The sequence below is a fragment of the Streptomyces sp. NPDC026673 genome (genome assembly GCF_040638135.1).
Lineage (GTDB): Bacteria > Actinomycetota > Actinomycetes > Streptomycetales > Streptomycetaceae > Actinacidiphila.
In genome coordinates, this window is sequence record NZ_JBEZXR010000001.1 from 287,602 (window position 1) to 303,803 (window position 16,202).

Sequence of the window (16,202 nt, forward strand, 5' to 3'; positions counted from 1 at the left end):
GTCACCGCCCCCGGAAGTCCGGCGGGCGGCGCTCGAGGAAGGCGCGCAGGCCCTCGTGGGCGTCGGCGGTGGTCATGTTCTGTTCCTGGGCGGCGGCCTCGGCGGCGAAGGCCGTGGCACGGTCGGAGTCCGGCGCGGCGTTGACGAGCTGCTTGGTCAGGGCGAGGGCGCGGGTGGGGCCGGCGGCGAGGCGTTCGGCGAGGGCGCGGACGGCCTTGTCGAGGTCGCCGGCCGGGACGACGCGGTTGACCAGGCCGATGCGTTCGGCGGCCGCAGCGGGGAGGTCGTCGCCGAGGAAGAGGAGTTCCTTCGCGCGGTGCGGCCCGATCAGGCGGGGGAGGAGGTAGGCGCCGCCGCCGTCGGGGACGAGGCCGCGGCGGACGAAGACCTCGATGAACTTCGCGGTGTCGGCGGCGAGGACGAGGTCGCAGGCGAGGGCGAGATGGGCGCCGAGACCGGCGGCGGTGCCGTTGACGGCGGCGATCACGGGCTTCTCGCAGTCGAGGACGGCGGCGATCAGCCGCTGGGCCCCGGAACGGATCGTCCGCGCGACATCGCCCGCGACCCGGTCCGCGGCGGCCGGGCCGCCGCGGAGGTCGGCTCCGGCACAGAAGGCCCGATGGCCGGCACCGGTCAGGACGACGGCCCGTACGGCAGGGTCCGCGGAGGCCTCCAGAAATTTTTGGATGAGAAGTTCCCGCAGGTCAGGGGTGATGGCGTTCATCGCCTGGGGGCGGTTGAGGGTCAGCCGGGAGACCCCGTTGTCGGTGACGTGGAGTACAACGGAATCCGCGGAGCCGTCACGCTCCGTGTTCACTCCACGGGGGGAGTCAGTCATGTACGCACTCCTGACGACAGATCGCCAGCGCGTCGAGGGCACAGGCGCCCTGCCCGCGCGGCAGCACCATCAGCGGGTTGATGTCGAGTTCGGCGAGGCCGTCGCCGAGTTCCAGTGCCATGCGCTGTACGCGGAGGACGACGTCGACGAGCGCGTCCGTGTCGGCGGGCGGCGCGCCGCGCACGCCGTCGAGCAGACGGGCGCCGCGCAGCTGCCGCAGCATGTCCCGCGCGGTCGCGGCGCCGAAGGGCGGTACGCGGACGGCCGTGTCGGCCAGGACCTCGACGAGGACCCCGCCGATTCCGGCGGTGACGGTGGGGCCGAAGAGCGGGTCGTGGCTCATACCGACGACCATCTCCACGCCGCGCTCCACCATCTGGCAGACCAGGACGCCGTCGAGGTCCAGGCTCTCGTAGCGGGCGATGTCGGCGAGTTCGCGGTAGGCGTCGCGGACCTGGCTGGCGGACGTGAGCCCGATCTTGACCAGGCCCAGCTCGGTCTTGTGCGCGAGCCGGTCCGCGGAGGCCTTCATCACGACGGGGTAGCCCACGAGGGCGGCGGCCCGGACGGCGCCGGCGGCGCTGGTGACCAGTTGTTCGCGCGGGACGCGGATGCCGTAGGCCCGGAGCAGTTGCTTGGCGGCGTGCTCGCTCAGCCGGCGGCCGGGGTGCAGCAGGGCGCGGGCCTTGCGTGCGGAGGAGGAAGGTGTGCGGGGGGCGTCGTCGAAGGGAGAGCGGTAGCCGGCGGTGAAGCGGTGGTGGTCGAGCCAGGCGCGGACGGCGGTGACGCAGTTGCCGAAGGTGCGGAAGGTGGCGACCCGGGAGGAGCCGAGCAGGGTGGTCCGGTAGGCCTCCTCGGTGCCCACGGGAGAGCCCCAGATGACGCACACCAGCTTGTCCGTCTCTTCGGCCGCCGCGACGAGATCCCGGGCGAGCCGGTCGCTCATCGGCGGGAAGGGGCCGGTGATCGGGCAGATGAGGACGCCGACCGCGGGGTCGGCGAGGAGGGAGTCGATGATCTTCCGGCCGCGCCAGTCGCCCACGGGGTGGCCCCCGTTGTCCACGGGGTTGGCGACGTTCAGATACTCCGGTATCCACTGGTGGAGTTCGGCCTGCCTGGCCTCGGGGAGGGTGGGCAGCGGCAGCCCGGCGGCGGTGGCCAGGTCCGCGAAGTGCGCCCCGGTGCCACCGGAGATCGAGTAGACGACGACCCCCTCGGCGACCGGCGGCCGCGCCCGGGCCAGCAGGGCGGCGGTGTCCTGGAGTTCGTCCAGCGCGTCGACGCGGATCACGCCGAACTGGCGGAAGGCGGCGTCGGCGACCGCGTCGGAGCCGGTGAGTTTGCCGGTATGGGTGGCGGCGGCGCGGGTGCCCGTCTCGGTCCGGCCCACCTTGACCATGACCACCGGCACCTTGTTGCGGGCCGCGCGGTCGGCGGCGAGGGCGAACGAGCGGCCGTCCTTGAGGCCTTCGGCATAGATCGCGATCGCGCCGACCTCGGGCCGCTCGGCGAAGTAGGAGAGGAAGTCGGCGGTCTCCAGATCGGCCTCGTTGCCGGTCGGCGCCCAGTGGCTGAGCCGGATGCCCAGCTCCTGCAGGGCGTAGACGGGGCGGCCCTGGTGGCCGGACTGGGTGATCAGGGCGATCGCGGGTCCCGGGAGGTCCTCACGGAAGGACTGGAAGGCGTTGAGGTTGGTGTTCGGCCCCAGCAGCCGCAGGCCGCTGCCCGCGACGGCCCGGGCGAGCCGGTCCTGGGCGTCGGCGCCCGCCTCCCCCGTCTCTGCGAAGCCGGAGGCGAAGACGACCGCGAACCGCACCTTCGTCGCCGTGAGTTCCTCGAGCACGGGGAGGGGGTCGGCGACGAGCAGGACGGCGAGATCGACCGTCTCGGGGAGCTCGGCGACGGAGGGGTGGCAGGGCAGGCCGAACACGCTCGGGCGGCCGGGGTTGACCGGATGGAGGCGGGCGCCGACCCGTTCGGACCAGGCGATGAGCTGCCGGGTGATGCCGGTGTTGGGGCGGCCCTCGGCGTCGGAGGCGCCGACCACGGCCAGGGACTCCGGCCGGAAGAAGCGGTCGAGGTCGGGCACGCGGGCGTGCAGTGGGCGCCCGCTGACGTCCACGTCGTCCCCGCGGCGGCCCGGGCCGCCGGCGTCCGCCGTGGGGTCGGTGCCACGCGTGCTGTAGGTCGATCCAAGCATGTGTCTCGCCCGTCCTGCTCGAAGGTCCAGAGAACTGACGCAATGTCAGATTACTGAACTGACGAACCGTCAGGAACGGGGAGGGTGCGAGAAACCTGTGCATCCCACGGGAAGGCGGGCCGGCCGGCTGAGGGGGGAGAGGGCCGGCCGGTCCGCCGGACCGGGGTGACGCGGGGCGGAGCGGGGGTGCTCGGAGGTGGTGCGGAGGCGCTGTGCGGTGGCGCTTGTGCTCGTCCGTGCCCCTTCGCTACCCGCCGTGGCGGCTTCGCTACCGCCGCGCCACCGCTTTGGCGATCCGGCGCGCATCGATGGCCATTTCGCGGAACATGCCGCTGATGGGATTGGTGAATCCGGTGAAGAACAGGCCCGGGGCGTTCTTCGGGCTGCGACCGCCGTGCGCCACGGGGCGGCCCCGCCCGTCGAGGACCCCGAGATGTCCGACGAGCGGCTCCAGCCCCCGCCGGTAGCCGGTGGCCGCGATGACCACGTCGGGGGTGACGCGCGTGCCGTCGGCGAGCAGCACCTCGCCGCCGTCGAAGCCCTCGACGGCGGCGACGGGCTCGACCCTGCCCGAGCGGACGGCGTCGATGATGCCGACGTCCTGCACGGGGATGGAGCCCTCCCGCACCCGCGAGTACAGCCCGTTGTCCGGGCGGGGCAGCCCGTACGCGGCCAGGTCGGGCACGGAGATCCGCTCCACATAGGGCGCGATTCCGTCGACCAGCTTCGTCGGAAGGCGACGGACCATGATCCCGGTACGCTGCGCGGGCCACCCGGCGGTGGAGCGGCGCATGATGTGCGGGGGCGTCCGCACCGCCAGCCGGACGCGGGCGGCGCCGGCCTCGGCGAGGTCGACGGCGATCTCGGCGCCGGTGTTCCCCACGCCCACGACCAGGACGTCCCGGCCCGCGTAGGGTTCTCCGTTGCGGTAGGCGGAGGCGTGCAGCAACTCGCCGTCGAACGTGTCGCGCCCGGGCCAGGACGGTATGTGCGGCGAGTGGTTGTAGCCGGTGGCGATGACGACGCTCCGTGCGCCCAGCAGGCGTCCGCCGGTGGCCGGGAGCACCCAGCCCGCCGCCGGGTCCTCGGCGGGCTCGATCCGCCCCACCTCTATGCCGGTGGTGACGTCCAGCTCGTGGAACTCGGCGTACCGCTCCAGGTAGCGGACCACGTTGTCGCGGCTCACCCAGCGGCCGTAGGCCCGGGGGATCGCGAGCCCCGGGAGCGCGGACAGGCGTCTGGTGGTGTGCAGCCGCAGGCGGTCGTAGTGGCCGCGCCAGGAGGCGCCCACCGCGTCGGACCGTTCGACGACCAGGGTGCGCACACCCCGGTGCCGCAGCGAGGCCGCGACGGCGAGGCCACCGGGACCGGCGCCGACGACGATGGCGTCCGGCGCGGCCGTGTTCGGTGGGGGAGGGGCGGCGGATGTGGAGGTGCCGGCGGATGCCGAGGTGTCGGTCATGGCGTGCTCCCGTGCCTGCGGTGTGAGGGTCACTCCGGAAGGTAGCGCGCTTTCGCCCCGGCACCTTGCGGAGGTGCGTCCACATCAGGTCAACTGACGTTCCGTCAGATATTTGCCCCGGGGAGGCACATGATGCGGACGATCTGGCTGACCGGTGCCGAATGGCTTGCCGTCCTGCGTATCGGCCTCGGGCTGTGGTGGTTGGAGAGCTGGCGGCACAAGGACAAGAAGGGCTGGTTCGAGCGGGGTACCGGCATCGCCTGGGCCGCCGGCGTCGCCGCCAAGCACCGCTGGACCGTCGTCCAGGGCGGATTCTCCGCCGTCGTCGCGCCCCGCCCCAAGCTGATGGCCTACGTCGTCGTCTACGCCGAACTCGCCATCGGCCTCGGCCTCGTCGCCGGCCTCCTGACACCGGTCGCCCTGATCGGCGGCATCGTGCTCAACCTGCTCTATCTCGTCCTCATGATCCACGACTGGGCGGAGCAGGGGCAGAACGCCATGATGATCCTCGCCTCCGTCGTGCTCCTCTTCGCCATGGGCTGGCAGACCTGGTCGCTGGACAGCCTCTGGGGGCTCTTCCTGTGACCGGCCTGCCCGAGACCGACGCCTTCACCCTGCCCTACTGGCAGGCCGCCGCCGAGGGCCGGCTGCTGATCCGCCGCTGCCTCGCCCACGGTTGCGGCGCGGCCCACCACTACCCCCGGGAGTTTTGCCCCTACTGCTGGAGCGAGGAGGTCGCGTGGGAGGAGGCCCGCGGCCACGCCGTCCTCTACACCTGGTCCGTGGTGCACAGTAACGACCTGCGGCCCTTCGCCGGGCGCGTCCCCTATGTCGCCGCCGTCGTCGACCTCGACGAAGGACCGCGCATGATGACGGAGATCGTCGGCTGCGCCCATGAGGCGCTGCGCGTCGGCATGGACCTGCGCGTCTGCTTCCGCCCCGCCGCTCCCGGCAGCGCCCTCGCGATCCCGGTCTTCCGCCCCCGCCCGGATGCCTGAATGCTTGAATGCCGGGTGTGCTGAAGCCGGTGGAGTTGGAAGCGTACGGACTGCTGCTCAGGCCCTGGGAGGACACGCCGGCCGATCTCGACGCGGCAGCGCGCGGTCTCGGCGACCCGGACTTCCGCCGGTGGAACACCGCGCACGCCCCCGAGCCCGACGAGGCCGGCGCTCGCGCTTTCCTGCGGCGCCGGCGCGACGGCTGGGCGGCCGGAGACCTCGCGTCCTTCGCCGTCACCGAGGCCGGAGTGGTGCTCGGCCAGGCCGGTGTCGGAATGATCGACCACGCCATGCGCGGCGCACGCGTCAGTTACTGGACGCTCCCCGAGGCCCGGGGGCGTGGGGTCGCCTCACGTGCCCTGGAGACGGTGACCCGGTGGGCCTTCCGCGATCTCGGACTGCATCGGCTGGAACTCGGTCATGCCGTCGGCAACGAGCCCTCCTGCGGGGTCGCCCGGCGCTGCGGATACGTCCTCGAGGGGGTGCTGCGCGAGGCGATGGTCGATCTCTCCGGTGCGCTCCGCGACGTCCACCTGCACAGCCGCCTTGCGACCGACCCGCGTCCGCCGGCCGGCTGAACCCCGCCCCGCGCCGCTCTGCCCCGCCCCGCCTCGCCCCTCCCCCTGCCCGCGCGGATTTGCCGCGCCTTGAGGGAATCTTGTGGTGATCGGGACATGGGCTTTCCCGATCGGGGTGGAGGGCTTGGCTAGGGTGCGATCCGCCCCTCGCGCGCCGCGGGCCCGTACACCGGTGATCCGCAGGCCGTACGCGCTGCCGCGCATGTGCCCCGCACGTGCCGGACGCGCACCGCACGCGCGCCGTGTCCGGGGTCTCAGCAGTGCAGGCAGGCGCACCCGTGCGGTGCGTCCCGTGTCGTGAATGGGGTGGGGGATGTCCGGTCACCGGATGTCGAAGAGGCGTCGTTACCTCGCGTGGGCGGTGGCGGCGGTCGCGGTGCTGGTCGGCGGCGGTGTGGCGGCGGAGGCCTCGATGGCGACGACGGTGGCCCGCCCGGCGCCCAAGGTCTACATGGGGCGGGCGTTCGACACCTGCGCGGCACCGTCCGCGTCGGCCATGAAGGCCTGGCACACCGGGTTCTACGGTGCGGCGGCGGTGTACGTCGGCGGGAAGAACCGGGGGTGCGCGCAGCCGAACCTGACCGCGTCCTGGGTGAAGTCCGTCAGCGCCACGGGCTGGAAGCTGATCCCGCTGTACGTGGGCGCGCAGCCGCCGTGCCAGACCAGCCGCAACCCGGAGCGGCTGACGGCCTCGACCGCCGCCTCGCTCGGCGCGACGGACGGCGCGGACGCGGTGGCCAAGGCGTCGGTGCTGGGGATGAAGGCCGGCAGCCCGCTCTACCTGGACATGGAGTCGTACGACATCACCGACACCTCGTGCAACAACGCGGTGCTCACCTATGTCCGGGCCTGGGACAAGGCGGTGCACGCCAAGGGGTACTGGGCCGGTTTCTACGGCTTCCGCAGCTCCAGCGCCAAGGCCGTCGCCACGGCGGCGAACCGCACCGACCTGCCGGACATCCTCTGGTACGCGCTCTGGGACGAGCACAAGACCACGACCTCCGACTGGCCGTTCTCCGCCGCGCTGTGGACCGGGCACCGCCGCGGTCACCAGTACATCGTCAACAGCAAGGAGAGCCGCGGCGGTTACACCATAACCGTGGACCGCAGCTACTGGGACGCCCCGGTCGCCGTCACCGGCTGACACCCGACGCCCGACGCCCGACACCTGAAGTGCCCGATGCCTGACGCGCCCGACGCCCGCGGCCGGTGGTGCGCGAGGACGGACTCTCAGTCCCGCCCCAGCACCACCGTCCCCGAGGAGCAGAACCAGCCTCCCGTCCCCGAGGCGACGGCCAGCCCCGGCAGCGCCCCGTCCGGCCTGCGCACCTGCCGCTCGCCCGCCTCCCCCCGCAACTGCCGTACGGCCTCGACGAGCAGGAACAGCCCCCGCATGCCGGGATGGCAGGCCGAGAGCCCGCCGCCGTCCGTGTTGACCGGCAGCGCGGACGCGGCGAAGAAAGGGCCGCCCTCGCCCTTGGCGCAGAAACCGAGGTCCTCCAGGGTCACCAGGGTCATGTACGTGAAGGCGTCGTAGATCTCGGCGAGGTCGATCTCGGCCGGGGTGACCCCCGCGCGGGAGAAGGCCAGCCGACCGGAGACGGCGGCGGGCGAGACGGTGAAGTCGTCCCACTCCGACATCGTGGCGTGCGAGACGGCGGTGCCGGAGCCGAGTACCCACACCGGGGGCCGGGCCGCGTCGCGCGCGTACTCCTCGGCGGCCAGGAGCACCGCGCAACCGCCGTCGGAGCGGATGCAGCAGTGCAGCTTGGTGAACGGGTCGGAGATCATCGGCCCGGCCAGGACGTCGTCGACGGTGATCGGCGCGCGGTACATCGCGTCGGGGTTGCGGGCCGCGTTCGCCCGGGCCCGGACGGCGACGGCGGCGAGCTGTTCGGCGGTGGTCCCGTACTGGTGCATGTGACGGCGGGCCGCCATCGCGTACTTGGCGATCAGCGTGTGCCCGTACGGGGCCTCGAACTGCAGCGGGCCGCGCGCCCCGAAGGACAGATTGGCGGTGCGGCGCCCCGCCTTGAGGTCGGCGCGGGCGGTGGAGCCGTAGACGAGGAGCACGGCGTCGGCGTGCCCGGCGGCGATCGCGTCCGCGGCGTGCGCGGCCATGACCTCCCAGGTCGCGCCGCCGACGGAGGTCGAGTCGACCCAGCGCGGCCGCAGTCCGAGGTATTCGGCGACCTCGACCGGCGCGAGTGTGCCGAGCCCCGCCGAGGCGAAGCCGTCGATGGCCGAACGGGGCAGCCCGCTGTCGGCCAGGGCGCGCCGCGCCGCCTGTGCGTGGAGGGCGTAGGGGGTGGCGTCGTCGACCCTGCCGCAGTCGGACAACGCGACGCCGAGGACGGCGACTTTGCGGCCGGTGCGAGTACTCTGACCCTGAACCATGAATCTGACGGTACATCAGATACTGGGTTTCCGGGGGTGCCGGATGCCCCGAGGCGCGAGGAGGACTCGCCGTGGATGCCGCGTTCACCGAGGAGCAGGAGGGGATCCGCCGCACCCTGCGCGAGCTGCTCCGCACACGCTGCGGACCGGATGAGGTGAAGTCCGCCGTCCGCACCCCGGAAGGCCATGACGGCGCTCTGTGGGGCCTGCTGGCGCGATCGCTCGGCCTGCCCGGCCTCGCCCTTCCCGCCGCGTACGGGGGCGTCGGCTGCGGCCCGACCGAACTGGTGCTGGCCTGCGAGGAGACCGGACGTGCGCTGCTGCCCTCGCCCCTGCTGGGCACGGCCGTGCTCACCGCCCCGCTGATCGGGGAGCTCGGCACCGACGCCCAGCGCCGCGCCCTGCTCCCGCGTATCGCCTCCGGCGAGCCCGCCGCGCTGGCCGCACCGCCGGTGGCCCTCGGTCTCACCGGCCCCAACACCGGCGACTGGGCGGGCGGCGGCCGCGCCGGCGGCATGCAGGCCCGCCGGGCGGACGGCGTCTGGAGGCTGTACGGGCAGGCCGACCAGGTGCTCGGCGGCCCCGGCGCCGCGCTGCTCCTGGTCGCCGCCCACACCGGCGGTTACGCGCGCAGCCGTATCCGGCTCTTCCTGGTCCCGGGCGATGTGCCGGGCCTGGTCCGCAGGCGGTCGACCGCCCTGGACGAGACCCGGCCGCAGGCCCGTGTCGAGCTGCGCGACGTCCCCGCCGAACCCCTGGGCGGCGAGGAGGCGATCGATCCGCGCGCCGCACTCGCCCGTTCGGGTGTCCTCGCCGCCGCCGCGCTGGCCGCGGAGGCCGTCGGGGCGGCCGCCCAGGCGCTCGACGCCACCTTGGCGTACGTCCGGGTCAGGGAGCAGTTCGGGCGCCCCGTGGGCTCCTTCCAGGCCGTCAAGCACCGTCTCGCCGACCTGTACGTCCAGGTCCAGGCCGCGCGCTCGGCCGCCTACTACGCCGCCTGGGCCGTCGGGAGCGCCCCGGGGGAGGCGCCGGACGCGGCGGTGGCGGCCCCGCTCGCCCTCGCGCAGGGCCTGGAGACATTGCGCGCCACCGCGGCGCAGGCCGTCCAGCTGCACGGCGGCATCGGCTTCACGTGGGAGCACCACGCGCATCTGTACGTGAAGCGGGCCGCTTCCGACGAGCTGCTCTTCGGCCCCGTACACGCGCTGCGGGCCCACGCGGCCGAGCGGGCGGGCCTCTTCACCACCGCGACGGAAGGGAGGACGGCGGCATGAGCCTGCTGCGGACCGCCGTGCAGAAGGTGTCGTCGACCCGGGCGTTCGCCAGGGTCGGACCGCATGTCGTGCCGGCCGTGGACCGGTTCGTGCACCGGGCCACCCGCGGCAAGGTGCTGCTCAGCGCCCGGATGCTGCCCGGGGTGGTGCTCACCACCACCGGCGCGCGCAGCGGGCTGCCCCGGAGCACCCCGCTGGCCTGCATGCCCGAGGACGGCGGTGCCTTCGTGCTGGTGGGCAGCAACTTCGGGCGCACGGACCATCCCGCGTGGACGGCGAACCTGCTGAAGCACCCGGACGCGGAGATCAGCCGGCGTGGCCGGGACATCGCCGTTCGTGCGGAGTTGCTGACGGGCGAGGAGCGCGCGGCGGTGTGGGCGGCGCTGCTGGAGTTCTGGCCGCCGTACGCGACCTATGCGCGGCGTGTGGACCGGCAGATCAGGCTGTTCCGGCTCACCCCGAAGACGAGCCCGGTGGACGATCCGGAGGGCGGTCCGGTAGGAAGCCCGCAACAAGGCCCCGAAGGAAGCCCGCAACAAGGCCCGCAAGAAGGCCCCGGAGGAAGCCCGCAACAAGGCCCGCAAGAAGGCCCCGGAGGAGGCCCGCAACAAGGCCCGCAAGAAGGCCCCGGAGGAAGCCCGTCGCAGAGCACCGGGGAGAGCCCGTCGCAGAGCCCGCATCGCGGCCCGTCGGCGATGTGACCCGAGGCCTCCGGAAAAGACAACGCGGGCGCCTGGACCGGCAACCTCCCCCGAGGACCGGTAGGCACCCGCGTCGTTGCAGGCAGGACTTCGACGTGAACGTAATTCAACAAGGCCGCCGGAGGCGGGCGTCGGAGCGCAGGGGTCAGCGCGCCGGCTTCTTGCCCGTCACACCCAGGTGCACCAGGAGCGCCAGATTGGGCTTCAGCTCGGCCTGCTTGACACCCCAGCTCTGGAAGCCCTTCTGGTGCGCGGCGACCGCGGCGAGCATGGCCACCAGTGATCCGGCGACCGCCGCGGGGCTGACATCCTTGTCGACCCGGCCCTTGCCCTGGAGCTCCTTGATCGAGTCGGAAAGGGAGTTGGTGAGGGGGTTGAGGATCTTCATGCGGATCTTGTAGAACCGCTTGTCCCCTTCGGCAGCGCCCAGGTCGACGACGCGCAGGATGGCGTCGTGCTTGCGCCAGAAGGAGAGGAAGCCCTCGACCAGTTCCTCCGCCGCCGTGGCGCCGGACTTGCCGGCCCAGGAGCGGCCGGCGACGAGGTCCGTCAGCGCGGCGCCCTCCTTGGCCATCTCGTCTGCCAGCTCGAGGACGGCGCCCTCGACGTCGGGGAAGTATTGGTAGAACGTTGCGGGGGAGGTACCCGCCATCCGGGCGACGTCGATGACCTTGACGTCCCGGTACGGCGACGTGCTGAGCATTTCGCCGAGGCAGTCGAGCAGCTTCTGCCGCGTCGCCTGTCCCCGGCGCCCTGCCACACGGCCGTCGACGGTGCGAACTTGTCCTGTCATGCCGTCAGTTTACGGGCTGGTGATCAGCGCGCGATTCGGTGCCTGCAAATGGGGAAGGCCATGTGTTCGATTTCTCCTCGGGCGCGGCGGAGGATCCGCCGATAACGTGTCAAGCCAGACACTCCGTCGATCCGCGCGAATCCCCACGTGAATCGGGATCGACCGCAGCTTCATCGGACGAATCGAGGACGAGATGGCCGCATATCCCGACGGCGCACCCTGCTGGGCCGACGCCATGCTCAACGACCTGGAGGCGGGCAAGCGCTTCTACGGCGAACTGCTCGGCTGGACCTTCGGGGCGGGGGAGGAGCAGTACGGCCAGTACACCCAGGCGTTCGGTCCGGACGGCAAGAACGTCGCGGCCCTCTCCCCCAAACCGGACGGCCGGATGCCGACGGTCTGGAACCTCTACCTCGCCTCCTCCGACATCCAGGCCACCGCGCGCAGGATTCGCGACTCCGGCGGTCAACTCATCATGGATCCCATGGCCGTCGGCCCCTTCGGCACGATGCTCATGGCGGCCGATCCGGGCGGCGCGGTGTTCGGGGTGTGGCAGGCCGGCACGCACCTCGGCTTCGAGGCGACCGGCCGGCCGGGCACGTACGTGTGGAGCGAGGTCTACACGCGCGAGACGGAGCGGACCGATGCCTTCTACGAGCAGGTATTCGGCTACGGCAGCAAGCGGATCGACGACGAGGCCATCGACTTCCGCGTCTTCGTCCCCGAGGGCAGGGAGATCACCCCGGACAACGCGGTCTTCGGCCGCTTCCGGATGGGGGAGGGCTTCCCGGAGGAGTTGCCCGCGCACTTCATCGTCTATTTCGCCGTCTCCGACGCCGACCGGGCCGCGGAGACCGTCGCGCGACTCGGCGGCAGGGTCACGATGGGTCCGATCGATTCGCCTTTCGGCCGTTTTCTCCTGGCGAGCGATGACCAGGGTGCCCATTTCGCCCTGATCGACACCGGCACCACGGTGGGCGAGAAGCCGTCCTGAACGCGGGCGGATCCGCAACCGAATCAAAGGTAATCGCGTGTCGACACCGCCCCGGGTTCGCAACTGATACTCATCCCAGGAAGAATCAGGGACGGACCCCGGGATGGGGGAAACCCACGGGGAGGTGGCAGGGCAGTGGTGCAGCAGCTGACGCAGCACGATCCGAGACGGATCGGCCCTTTCGAGGTGCTGGGCAGGCTGGGCGCCGGCGGTATGGGCCTGGTCTATCTCGCGCGCTCGGCATCCGGCCGGCGCGTGGCGATCAAGACCGTACGGGCGGAGCTCGCCGAGGACCAGCTGTTCCGCGTGCGCTTCGCCCGTGAGGTCGAGGCGGCTCGCGCGGTCAGCGGTTTCTACACGGCGGCGGTCGTCGACGCCGATCCCAGGGCCGCCGTGCCCTGGCTGGCGACGGCCTTCGTGCCGGCGCCCTCGCTCGAGGAGATCGTCAACGAGTCCGGGCCGCTGCCCGTTCAGGCCGTACGGTGGCTGGCGGCCGGTGTCGCGGAGGCGCTGCAGTCCATCCACGGGGCGGGGCTGGTCCACCGGGACCTGAAGCCCTCCAACGTCCTCGTCGTCGAGGACGGCCCGCGGGTGATCGACTTCGGCATCGCGAGCGGAGTCTCCAACACACGGCTGACGATGACGAACGTCGCCGTCGGCACGCCCGCGTACATGTCGCCGGAGCAGGCCAAGGACTCGCGCAGCGTCACCGGGTCGAGCGATGTCTTCTCGCTGGGCTCGACGCTGGTGTTCGCCGCGACCGGGCACGCGCCCTACCACGGGGCGAACCCCGTGGAGACCGTCTTCATGCTGCTCCGGGAGGGCCCGGACGTGTCGGGCCTGCCCGACGAGCTGCGCCCGCTGATCGAGGCGTGCATGCGCATGGAGGCAGAGCGCCGGCCCAGCCCCGCGGATCTCCAGGCGCAGCTGGCGCCGCATCTGTTCTCCTCCGCGGGGGACGACACCGGTACGGCGTCCGCGTGGCTGCCGCCCGCGGCGGTCGGCCTGATAGAGGAGCGGCGCAGTGGCGGCCGTCCCGGCGCGGGGCCGGGCGCCCCCGGCGGCGGTGCGGGTGCCGGTGCAGGCGGCGCGGGGGCCGCGGTGCCCCCGATGCCCGCGCAGCCCCCCGGGCCCCCCGTGGCGCCCCAGCCGGCTCCCGCCGAGGGCGGAGCGGGGCCGGTGCAGCTCGCCGGGTCGGCGCCGATAGGGCCCGGGATGAGGATCGCCGAGCGCAAGAACCAGGCCGCAGCCGCCGCGGCCGCCGGGGGCGGTCTCGGCTGGGCCGGCCGCGGTGGCCCGGGCGGAGCTCCGGCGGCGGTGCCCGGTCAGGGGAGCGCCCAGGGCGCGCCGCAGGGCGTCCCGCAGGCGCCGTCGGTCCCGCCGGGCGAGTGGCGGCCGTGGCGCTTCCGTATGTCGAACGACGTGTGGGGCACCCCGATCGTCTCCTCGGGGCGGCTCTACGTGACCTCCTTCGAGGTGCACGCGCTGGACGTGGCCACCGGGCGGCGGCAGTTCAAGACCCGTGACGTGGCGTGGACCATGGCCGTCTCGGAGGGCAGGATCCACGGCTCCGACGGGCCGAGCCTGTACTCCCTGGACGCCGCGGACGGCTCCGAGCGCTGGCGCACCGGCGTGGACGGCTGGATCTACTCGCTCCGCGCCGACTCCGGCACCGTCGTGACCGGTACGCGCGGCGGCGGAGTCCAGGTCTGGGACGCGGCGGCCGGACGGCTGCGCTGGGAACGCGGCGGGGCGCAGACGGAGTTCGAGGCGCCCGAGTCGGGCCCGAGCGTCGTGGACGGGGTCGTGTACTTCCACGGCGGCGGCCGGCTGCACGCGCTGGACGCGGGCAGCGGAACCGAGCAGTGGTCGTACCCGACCGGGGACGGCGGGGCCATGCCGACCCGGCCGGTGGTCGCGGACGGGGCGGTCTACGTGACCGTCGGGAACCGCGTGCTCGCCCTGGACGCCCGCAGCGGCACCGAGCGGTGGCGCTTCGACGCGCCCGCGGTGATGTTCGCGCCGCCCTCCTACGTGCCGGGGCCCGGCGTCTCGGGCGGTGGCGTCTACGTCGCCGACTACCTGGGCACCGTGTACGCCCTGGACCCGTCCGACGGGCGGGACCGCTGGCGGGTCGCGACCGAGCAGCGGCAGAGCGTGGAGCCGGTGCTCGTCGCGGGCGGCTCGGTGATGCTGGGCGCGGGCGGCGCGCTCTACACGCTCGACGCGGTCTCCGGCACCCCGAAGTGGCGTTTCGCCGCCCAGGGCGAGATCGTCGGCTCCCCGGTCGTCGCGGACGGGCGGGTGCACTTCGGCTCGAAGGACCACTGTCTCTACACGGTCGACGCGGGCGGCGGTCAGCTGCGCTGGAAGCTGGAGACCGGCGGCGAGATCACCGGTTCCCCGGTCGTCGCGGACGGTGTGGTCTACGCGAGCAGCAAGGACCGCTGCGTGTACGCCCTCAACGCGGTCAAGGGCACCGAGGCGGCCACCCGGCGCGCGTGAGGATCCCGGATGACGGCCGTCGTCGCCTCACACGGAAGGGGCTGACGACGGCCGTCGCTGGTCAACTTACGCGGCGGGGGCCGGGGGCGCCACGCGAGGGGCCGTCAGGGTGACCTCGGCCGTGGCGCCGAGCCGGTACGTCACCGGGAGGTTCGGCGGGGCATGCCCCGGCGCCGCCGTCCCCGGCGGCCACGCCCACGACCACGACGGCGGCCACGGGAGCAGGCATCGGGTGGCCCGTACTCCGCCCGCCGCGGCGGGACTTCCGCCACCGGGCCGGACGGCGGCGCGCGAAGCCGCCGCCCTCAGCGCACCCGGTGCTCCCGGTCGCGGTGCGCGAAGAGCCGGGCCTGACGCCCGGGCGGGAGGTTGCCGAGGGCGATGAGGTGCGGCGCGTGCGCGAATGCCTGGGCCCGGGCTGCCTCGTGGGCCGACCAGACGGCGCGGATCGTGCCCTGCACGGCCTCGGTGGGGTGGGCGGCCACGACGGCGGCCGCGCGCAGGGCGGTCTCGAGCAGCAGCGGTCCGGGCACGACCTCCGACACCAGCCCCGTCTCATGGGCGCGCCGGGCGCCGATCCGCTCCGCGGTGCCCATCAGGGCCATGCGCATCACCTCGCCGTACGGCATGCGCTGCGCCATGGCGATGGCCTCGTACGCGCTGACCATGCCGTAGCTGGTGTGCGGGTCGAAGAAGGTGGCGTGCTCGGCGGCGATGACGAACTCGCACTCGCCGAGCAGGTAGAAGGCACCGCCGCAGGCCATGCCGTTCACGGCGGCGATGACGGGCTTCCACAGGTCGTTGGCCTTGGGCCCGACGGACAGCAGCGGATCGTCGATGGCGTACGGGGTGGGCGGCTGCGGGACCTCGGCCGAGCGGTCCAGGCCGGTGCAGAAGGCGCGGTCGCCGGCGCCGGTCAGGACGACGGCGCGGACCTCGTCGCCGGCGCGGAACTCCCGCCAGAGCGCGCCGAGCCGCGCGGCGGTGGCGAGATCGAGGGCGTTGTGCCGCTCCGGCCGGTCGAGGGTGACGACGGCGATGCCGTCCTTCGTCTCACAGCGCAAGCCAGCGCGGGATGCCGTCATGGAACACCGCCTTCACGGGGGCGCCGATGCGGATGCGGGCGGGGTCGACGGAGTCCAGCGGGGCGTCCGGTGCCGTGACCAGGTTGCCCACCAGCCGGATCCGGGGGTCCTCGGCGAGCTCGACGAGGATCACGTTGTACGGGGCCTGCTCGGCGTAGCCGGGCAGCAGCGGCGGATGCGGGACGACGTACGACCAGACGCGTCCGCGGCCGCTCACCGGCCGCCACTGCCCGGCGAAGGAGCGGCAGTACGGGCAGCACGGACGGGGCGGGAACCGCAGCCGACCGCAGTCGGCGCATGCCTGGACGCGCAGTTCGCCGGCGCGGGCGTACTCCCAGAAGGGGGCGCCGTCGTCGTCGGGGACGGGGCTCAGCATG

Annotated in this window: 14 protein-coding genes and 1 pseudogene; 8 read left to right on the forward strand and 7 right to left on the reverse strand. The window is 73.2% G+C overall.

The annotated features are described in order from the left end of the window. Position 1 precedes the first annotated feature (1 nt). From AB0F62_RS01375 to AB0F62_RS01385, 3 genes are all read right to left on the reverse strand, one after another. A complete protein-coding gene (locus AB0F62_RS01375; protein WP_361790673.1) occupies positions 2 to 838 on the reverse strand; it encodes an enoyl-CoA hydratase in 837 nt (278 codons plus the stop codon). Further along, positions 831 to 3,038, reverse strand: a complete 2,208-nt coding sequence (locus AB0F62_RS01380) for an acetate--CoA ligase family protein (RefSeq protein WP_361790676.1) — start codon at positions 3,036 to 3,038, stop codon at positions 831 to 833. The genes AB0F62_RS01375 and AB0F62_RS01380 overlap by 8 nt, the downstream gene beginning before the upstream one ends. A 268-nt stretch (positions 3,039 to 3,306) precedes the next feature. Then, the gene (locus AB0F62_RS01385) at positions 3,307 to 4,500 is read right to left on the reverse strand and encodes an NAD(P)/FAD-dependent oxidoreductase (protein WP_361790679.1); all 1,194 of its coding nucleotides are present in this window, start codon (positions 4,498 to 4,500) and stop codon (positions 3,307 to 3,309) included. Between the two features lie 132 nt (positions 4,501 to 4,632). On the opposite strand from AB0F62_RS01385, the gene AB0F62_RS01390 reads away from it, so the two are divergent. The 4 genes from AB0F62_RS01390 to AB0F62_RS01405 all read left to right on the forward strand — a co-directional run bounded on the left by AB0F62_RS01390 (position 4,633) and on the right by AB0F62_RS01405 (position 7,220). Beyond that, on the forward strand, positions 4,633 to 5,085 hold the full coding sequence (locus tag AB0F62_RS01390; protein ID WP_361790825.1) for a DoxX family protein: 453 nt from the start codon (positions 4,633 to 4,635) through the stop codon (positions 5,083 to 5,085). After that, entirely contained in the window at positions 5,082 to 5,498 is a 417-nt protein-coding gene (locus AB0F62_RS01395) for a Zn-ribbon domain-containing OB-fold protein (RefSeq protein ID WP_361790681.1), read from the forward strand. Before AB0F62_RS01390 ends, AB0F62_RS01395 begins: the two co-directional genes overlap by 4 nt. 17 nt (positions 5,499 to 5,515) lie before the next feature. Then, positions 5,516 to 6,076 (forward strand): GNAT family N-acetyltransferase, encoded by a 561-nt coding sequence (locus AB0F62_RS01400; RefSeq protein ID WP_361790684.1) that lies wholly within the window; start codon positions 5,516 to 5,518, stop codon positions 6,074 to 6,076. Positions 6,077 to 6,389: 313 nt separating this feature from the next. After that, positions 6,390 to 7,220 (forward strand): glycoside hydrolase domain-containing protein, encoded by an 831-nt coding sequence (locus AB0F62_RS01405; RefSeq protein ID WP_361790687.1) that lies wholly within the window; start codon positions 6,390 to 6,392, stop codon positions 7,218 to 7,220. Positions 7,221 to 7,306: 86 nt separating this feature from the next. Here the strand turns inward: AB0F62_RS01405 and AB0F62_RS01410 are convergent, their stop codons facing one another. Next, on the reverse strand, positions 7,307 to 8,473 hold the full coding sequence (locus AB0F62_RS01410; RefSeq protein WP_361790690.1) for an acetyl-CoA acetyltransferase: 1,167 nt from the start codon (positions 8,471 to 8,473) through the stop codon (positions 7,307 to 7,309). A gap of 71 nt (positions 8,474 to 8,544) precedes the next feature. Between AB0F62_RS01410 and AB0F62_RS01415 the strand changes: the two genes are divergently transcribed. Further along, the gene (locus AB0F62_RS01415; protein WP_361790693.1) at positions 8,545 to 9,747 is read left to right on the forward strand and encodes an acyl-CoA dehydrogenase family protein; all 1,203 of its coding nucleotides are present in this window, start codon (positions 8,545 to 8,547) and stop codon (positions 9,745 to 9,747) included. Beyond that, positions 9,744 to 10,211 (forward strand): annotated as a pseudogene (locus AB0F62_RS01420) (nitroreductase family deazaflavin-dependent oxidoreductase); the annotation flags it as partial. The gene AB0F62_RS01415 and the pseudogene AB0F62_RS01420, both read left to right, overlap by 4 nt. Positions 10,212 to 10,593: 382 nt before the next feature. Here the strand turns inward: AB0F62_RS01420 and AB0F62_RS01425 are convergent. Further along, positions 10,594 to 11,241, reverse strand: coding sequence for a TetR/AcrR family transcriptional regulator (locus AB0F62_RS01425; protein ID WP_361790696.1), 648 nt, complete (start codon positions 11,239 to 11,241; stop codon positions 10,594 to 10,596). Positions 11,242 to 11,434: 193 nt separating this feature from the next. Here AB0F62_RS01425 and AB0F62_RS01430 point away from each other — a divergent pair, with 193 nt between their 5' ends. Together AB0F62_RS01430 and AB0F62_RS01435 are read left to right on the forward strand one after the other, a co-directional pair. Continuing rightward, positions 11,435 to 12,235: a VOC family protein gene (locus AB0F62_RS01430; protein WP_361790699.1), complete on the forward strand. Its 801-nt coding sequence runs from the start codon at positions 11,435 to 11,437 to the stop codon at positions 12,233 to 12,235. A gap of 135 nt (positions 12,236 to 12,370) precedes the next feature. Continuing rightward, positions 12,371 to 14,740 carry a PQQ-binding-like beta-propeller repeat protein gene (locus AB0F62_RS01435; protein WP_361790702.1) on the forward strand — a complete coding sequence of 790 codons (2,370 nt, stop codon included), beginning with the start codon at positions 12,371 to 12,373 and terminating at the stop codon, positions 14,738 to 14,740. 305 nt (positions 14,741 to 15,045) lie between these two features. Here AB0F62_RS01435 and AB0F62_RS01440 read toward each other — a convergent pair whose 3' ends face one another. Next, positions 15,046 to 15,825 carry an enoyl-CoA hydratase/isomerase family protein gene (locus AB0F62_RS01440; protein WP_361790705.1) on the reverse strand — a complete coding sequence of 260 codons (780 nt, stop codon included), beginning with the start codon at positions 15,823 to 15,825 and terminating at the stop codon, positions 15,046 to 15,048. Then, positions 15,794 to 16,201 carry an OB-fold domain-containing protein gene (locus AB0F62_RS01445; protein ID WP_361790708.1) on the reverse strand — a complete coding sequence of 136 codons (408 nt, stop codon included), beginning with the start codon at positions 16,199 to 16,201 and terminating at the stop codon, positions 15,794 to 15,796. The genes AB0F62_RS01440 and AB0F62_RS01445 overlap by 32 nt, the downstream gene beginning before the upstream one ends. Position 16,202 lies beyond the last annotated feature (1 nt).

Bases quoted from the DNA above. Each gene is read 5' to 3' on its own strand.
- AB0F62_RS01375 (WP_361790673.1), bottom strand. From the start codon at position 838: ATGACTGACTCCCCCCGTGGAGTGAACACGGAGCGTGACGGCTCCGCG.
- AB0F62_RS01380 (WP_361790676.1), bottom strand. From the start codon at position 3,038: ATGCTTGGATCGACCTACAGCACGCGTGGCACCGACCCCACGGCGGAC.
- AB0F62_RS01385 (WP_361790679.1), bottom strand. From the start codon at position 4,500: ATGACCGACACCTCGGCATCCGCCGGCACCTCCACATCCGCCGCCCCT.
- AB0F62_RS01390 (WP_361790825.1), top strand. From the start codon at position 4,633: ATGCGGACGATCTGGCTGACCGGTGCCGAATGGCTTGCCGTCCTGCGT.
- AB0F62_RS01405 (WP_361790687.1), top strand. From the start codon at position 6,390: ATGTCCGGTCACCGGATGTCGAAGAGGCGTCGTTACCTCGCGTGGGCG.
- AB0F62_RS01410 (WP_361790690.1), bottom strand. From the start codon at position 8,473: ATGGTTCAGGGTCAGAGTACTCGCACCGGCCGCAAAGTCGCCGTCCTC.
- AB0F62_RS01425 (WP_361790696.1), bottom strand. From the start codon at position 11,241: ATGACAGGACAAGTTCGCACCGTCGACGGCCGTGTGGCAGGGCGCCGG.
- AB0F62_RS01430 (WP_361790699.1), top strand. From the start codon at position 11,435: ATGGCCGCATATCCCGACGGCGCACCCTGCTGGGCCGACGCCATGCTC.
- AB0F62_RS01440 (WP_361790705.1), bottom strand. From the start codon at position 15,825: ATGACGGCATCCCGCGCTGGCTTGCGCTGTGAGACGAAGGACGGCATC.
- AB0F62_RS01445 (WP_361790708.1), bottom strand. From the start codon at position 16,201: ATGCTGAGCCCCGTCCCCGACGACGACGGCGCCCCCTTCTGGGAGTAC.